Origin of the sequence: Helicobacter sp. UBA3407 (assembly GCF_949747025.1) — a bacterium.
Classification (GTDB): Bacteria; Campylobacterota; Campylobacteria; order Campylobacterales; family Helicobacteraceae; genus Helicobacter_D; species Helicobacter_D ganmani.
The window spans coordinates 1-3840 of the sequence record NZ_CATKCB010000213.1; the positions used below are offsets into that span (position 1 = coordinate 1).

3 protein-coding genes are annotated in these 3840 nt (G+C 37.2%); all 3 read left to right on the forward strand.

Going from position 1 to position 3840, the window contains the following annotated elements; all coding sequences use genetic code 11:
* On the forward strand, positions 1-1163 hold a 1163-nt coding region (locus Q1553_RS07680), incomplete at its 5' end, for a glycosyltransferase family 8 protein (RefSeq protein WP_300842879.1).
* Positions 1164-1283: 120 nt separating this feature from the next.
* Positions 1284-1589 carry an ATP-dependent Clp protease adaptor ClpS gene (locus Q1553_RS07685; protein WP_115550690.1) on the forward strand — a complete coding sequence of 102 codons (306 nt, stop codon included), beginning with the start codon at positions 1284-1286 and terminating at the stop codon, positions 1587-1589.
* A gap of 11 nt (positions 1590-1600) precedes the next feature.
* Positions 1601-3840, forward strand: a 2240-nt coding sequence (locus Q1553_RS07690) for an AAA family ATPase (RefSeq protein ID WP_300842880.1), incomplete at its 3' end; no start/stop codon positions are given.

Below are 3840 nucleotides of genomic sequence, written 5' to 3' on the forward strand. Positions count from 1 at the left end.
CATATTTTAGAATCAAACTCGCTTCTGTGTTACCACAAGAAATTGACAGATGTTTATATTTAGATATAGATATGCTTGTTTTACAACCCTTAGAGGAATTGTTTGCTTTAGATTTGGGGGAAAATATCGCCGCAGTTGTGCTAGATTGCAGCAATCCTTATCAAGAAAAACGTTTAAAGGCACGAGATTCCACACAAGCGGATTTTGTCTTTCCTTTTAGGAAAGAGTATTTTAATGCAGGATTTATGTTGATTAACCTTAAGAAATGGAGAGAATCTCAAGTAGAGAGTAGAGCGTTGGAATTTATGCGCACTTTTATTACAAGAGTAGGCGACCAAGATATTTTAAACGCAGTCATTGGCAAAGAAACGCTTAAACTTCCTCCTAAGTGGAATTTCTTTATCAATCATTTCAACGCAGAGAGATTGGGAAGGGCGGATAACTTCTGTGCTGATGAGAGCAAAAACTGCCTCTATGGCTATACAAGCAAGCAATATCAAGAATCTTTAAGGCAAATTGCGATTGTGCATTATACCTTTTTGGGTGCGAAACCTTGGGAGAATGAGTGCAAAATACTAGATACCGCGTATTTGCCTCTTACTTATCCTTATTACGCGACTTGGTGGGAAATCGCGCTACAAACACCGATTTTCAATCAAGAGCTAAAAGAGCTTTTAAACAATCTCAAAGAAAGAGCATTACAAGACTATGCAAAGGCACTTTCGGGCAAGTTATTGCAGTTAGAAAACAAATTATTATTGCCATTAAAAAATAAAATATCGCCATTAGAGAATGAGCTATCGCAATTACAAGCAAGAATGCAAAAAGTAGAGGAATCACAAAAAATCTATGGTGCAAAGAAACGAGTGCAAAATCACTTAAACTACAAACTAGGCGTGGTCATTGTGGAATCGCAAAATATTTTTAAGAAAGTGATTCTGCCCTTTAGAATGGCGCGGATTGTTTATTTGCACAAAAAACAGCTTAAAATCCTCCAAAGTCTTTATGCGCTTAATCCACAACTAAAGCCTCCAGCACTTTCGCGATATAGTGATTTGCAAGAGGCATTATCCTATCAAAACAGCGTTTTTTATCAAACAGGCGAAAGATTCCTAAACTCTTGCAAACAATGGTTTAAAGGAAAATTTATAAAAATTTTATAATTAAAGGCGACAAATCAAATCTTTTCTTGCAATTAAAGCGCAAATGTCTTGTAAAAATCAATGAAAAAGCGTTATAATTAGAGCTTTTATTCAGCGTTATAAAGACAAAAAGGAATCTCCGTGCCAAAAGACGCACAATACGAAAATACAACAGAAGTTTTAGAGAAAGTTCAAGAACCTATCCGCTATAAAGTCATTTTGCTAAACGATGATTACACAACACAAGAATTTGTAATAGAAGTCTTGCAAAAAATCTTTCATAAGAATTTTGAAGATTCGCTCAATCTTATGCTGCAGATTCATCACAATGGTAAGGGTGTTTGTGGAATCTACCCTTATGATATTGCCGAAATTAAAGCAGTGCAAGTGCGTAAAATGGCAAAAGAAAAGCAATATCCACTACGCGCAATTTTAGAAAAAATATAAGAGAAAAAACTATGTTTGAAATTAGTAAAGAATTAAATGTCGTGCTACAAAATGCACAAAAGGAAGCAAAGCTTAGAGGACACGAATATTTAACCTTAGAGCATATTTTTCAAGCTTTATTAGAAAACAAAAAAGTCATTAAAGCCTTGCAAGAATGTGGCGGAAATATTGAAATAATGAAACAGCAAGTTAAAAGATATTTAGAGCATTTTTTGACTGCTTTTCCAGAATATAAAGACAACAACGAAATGCCACAAGAAACGCTTGCAGTTACGCGTGTAATTGAAATGATGATAAGTCATGTAAGAGGCTCACAACGCAAACAAGCGCAAGTGAGTGATTTGCTTGCTGCGATTTTGGAGGAGGAAAAGGCATTTTGCACACAGGTTCTTAAAACGCAAGGAATCACGCGTTTGAATATCCTAGAATACATCACAGAAAATCAAGAGGAATTTAATATTGGCTTGGACAAAACAGAGGACAAAGTAGAATCCAATCAAAGACAAGAGGAGCAATCAGAATCCGCATTAGAGAGATTCTGCACAAATTTGACTCAAGAAGCAAGAGAGGACAAGATTGACCCTGTCATCGGGAGAGAAGTAGAAATTCGTCGATGCTTTGAAATTCTATTGCGCAAGAAGAAGAATAATCCTTTATTAGTCGGTGAACCTGGTGTTGGAAAAACTGCAGTAGCCGAAGGATTAGCCCTTAAAATCACGCAAGAAGCAAGTCCTTTGGATAAAACTGAAATTTATATGCTCAATATGGGCGCACTCGTGGCAGGAACAAAATATCGGGGAGACTTTGAAAAACGCATTAAACTCCTAAGTGATGAAGTGCTTGAGCGCGGGAATGTCGTGCTTTTTATTGATGAGATTCATATGCTCATTGGTGCAGGGGCAACAAATAGTGGTAGTATGGACGCAAGCAATCTACTCAAACCTATGCTTGGTAACGGAAAACTACGTTGCATAGGAGCTAGCACTTATGCGGAATATCGCTCCTTTTTAGACAAAGACAAGGCACTTTCACGTCGTTTTGCCAAAGTGGAGGTAAAAGAGCCAACCCAAGAGGAAAGCATTTTGATTTTGCAGGGCGTGAAAAAATATTACGAAAATCATCACAATGTGCGCTATACTGATGAGGGAATCGCATTAATGGTAGAACTATCGGTGCGTTATCTGCACGAGCGATTCTTGCCCGATAAGGCGATTGACATTATGGACGAAGTGGGCGCGAGCTACAAGCTAGATGGCAGGAGTGGAAAGGTAAGCCTACAAAGCATCAAACAAATGGTAGCCAAAATGGCTAAAATTCCGGAAATTGAAGCAACTAAGAATGATAAAAGCTTGCTTAAAAACTTAGAAAAACATCTCAAAAGTAGAATCTTCGGACAGGACGAAGCCATTAGTGAAGTCGTTAGTGCGTTAAAACGCAACAAAGCAGGGTTAAGCACTCCAAATAAACCCATAGGCTCTTTTCTTTTTAGCGGTCCAAGCGGAGTGGGTAAAACAGAACTTGCAAAAGAGCTTGCAAAATCCCTTAATATCAACTTTGAGCGCATTGATATGAGCGAATATATGGAGAAATTCTCTACTTCCCAGCTTATTGGTGCAGCGGCAGGATATGTTGGCTATGAAAAAGGTGGAATTCTCACAGAGATGATAAAGAAAAATCCACATACTTTGCTACTCTTAGACGAAGTAGAAAAGGCACACCCTGAAGTCTTGAATCTCTTTTTGCAGGTAATGGATTATGGAAAATTAACCGACAATAACGGACAAAGTATAGACTTTTCTTCAGTCATTTTGATTTTAACTTCTAATGTTGGTTCTAAAGAATCCCCAATTCTAGGCTTCAAAAAAGATTCCAACACGCGCTTTAATAGTGCGATTAAAGAGACTTTTTCGCCTGAATTTAGGAATCGCCTAGACGCAATTATCGCCTTTAATGCGCTAAGTCCAAAAGAAATTTTAAAAATTGTAGAAAAAAACATTGCGGATTTGAATCAACAAATTAAAGCAAAGGGAATTGAAGTCGTTTTGGAAAAAAGTGCGAGAGAGTATTTGGCAGAAGTTGGATTCAATACCGAACTTGGCGCGCGTCCTTTGGCACTTGTGATTCAAAAAGAAATCAAGAATCCGATGAGTGATTTGATGTTGTTTGGAGATTTAGAGAAAGGTGGAAAAATATTTTTTGAATACAAAAATAAACAGCTGATATACCATAGTCAAAAACCTCAAAAAACAAC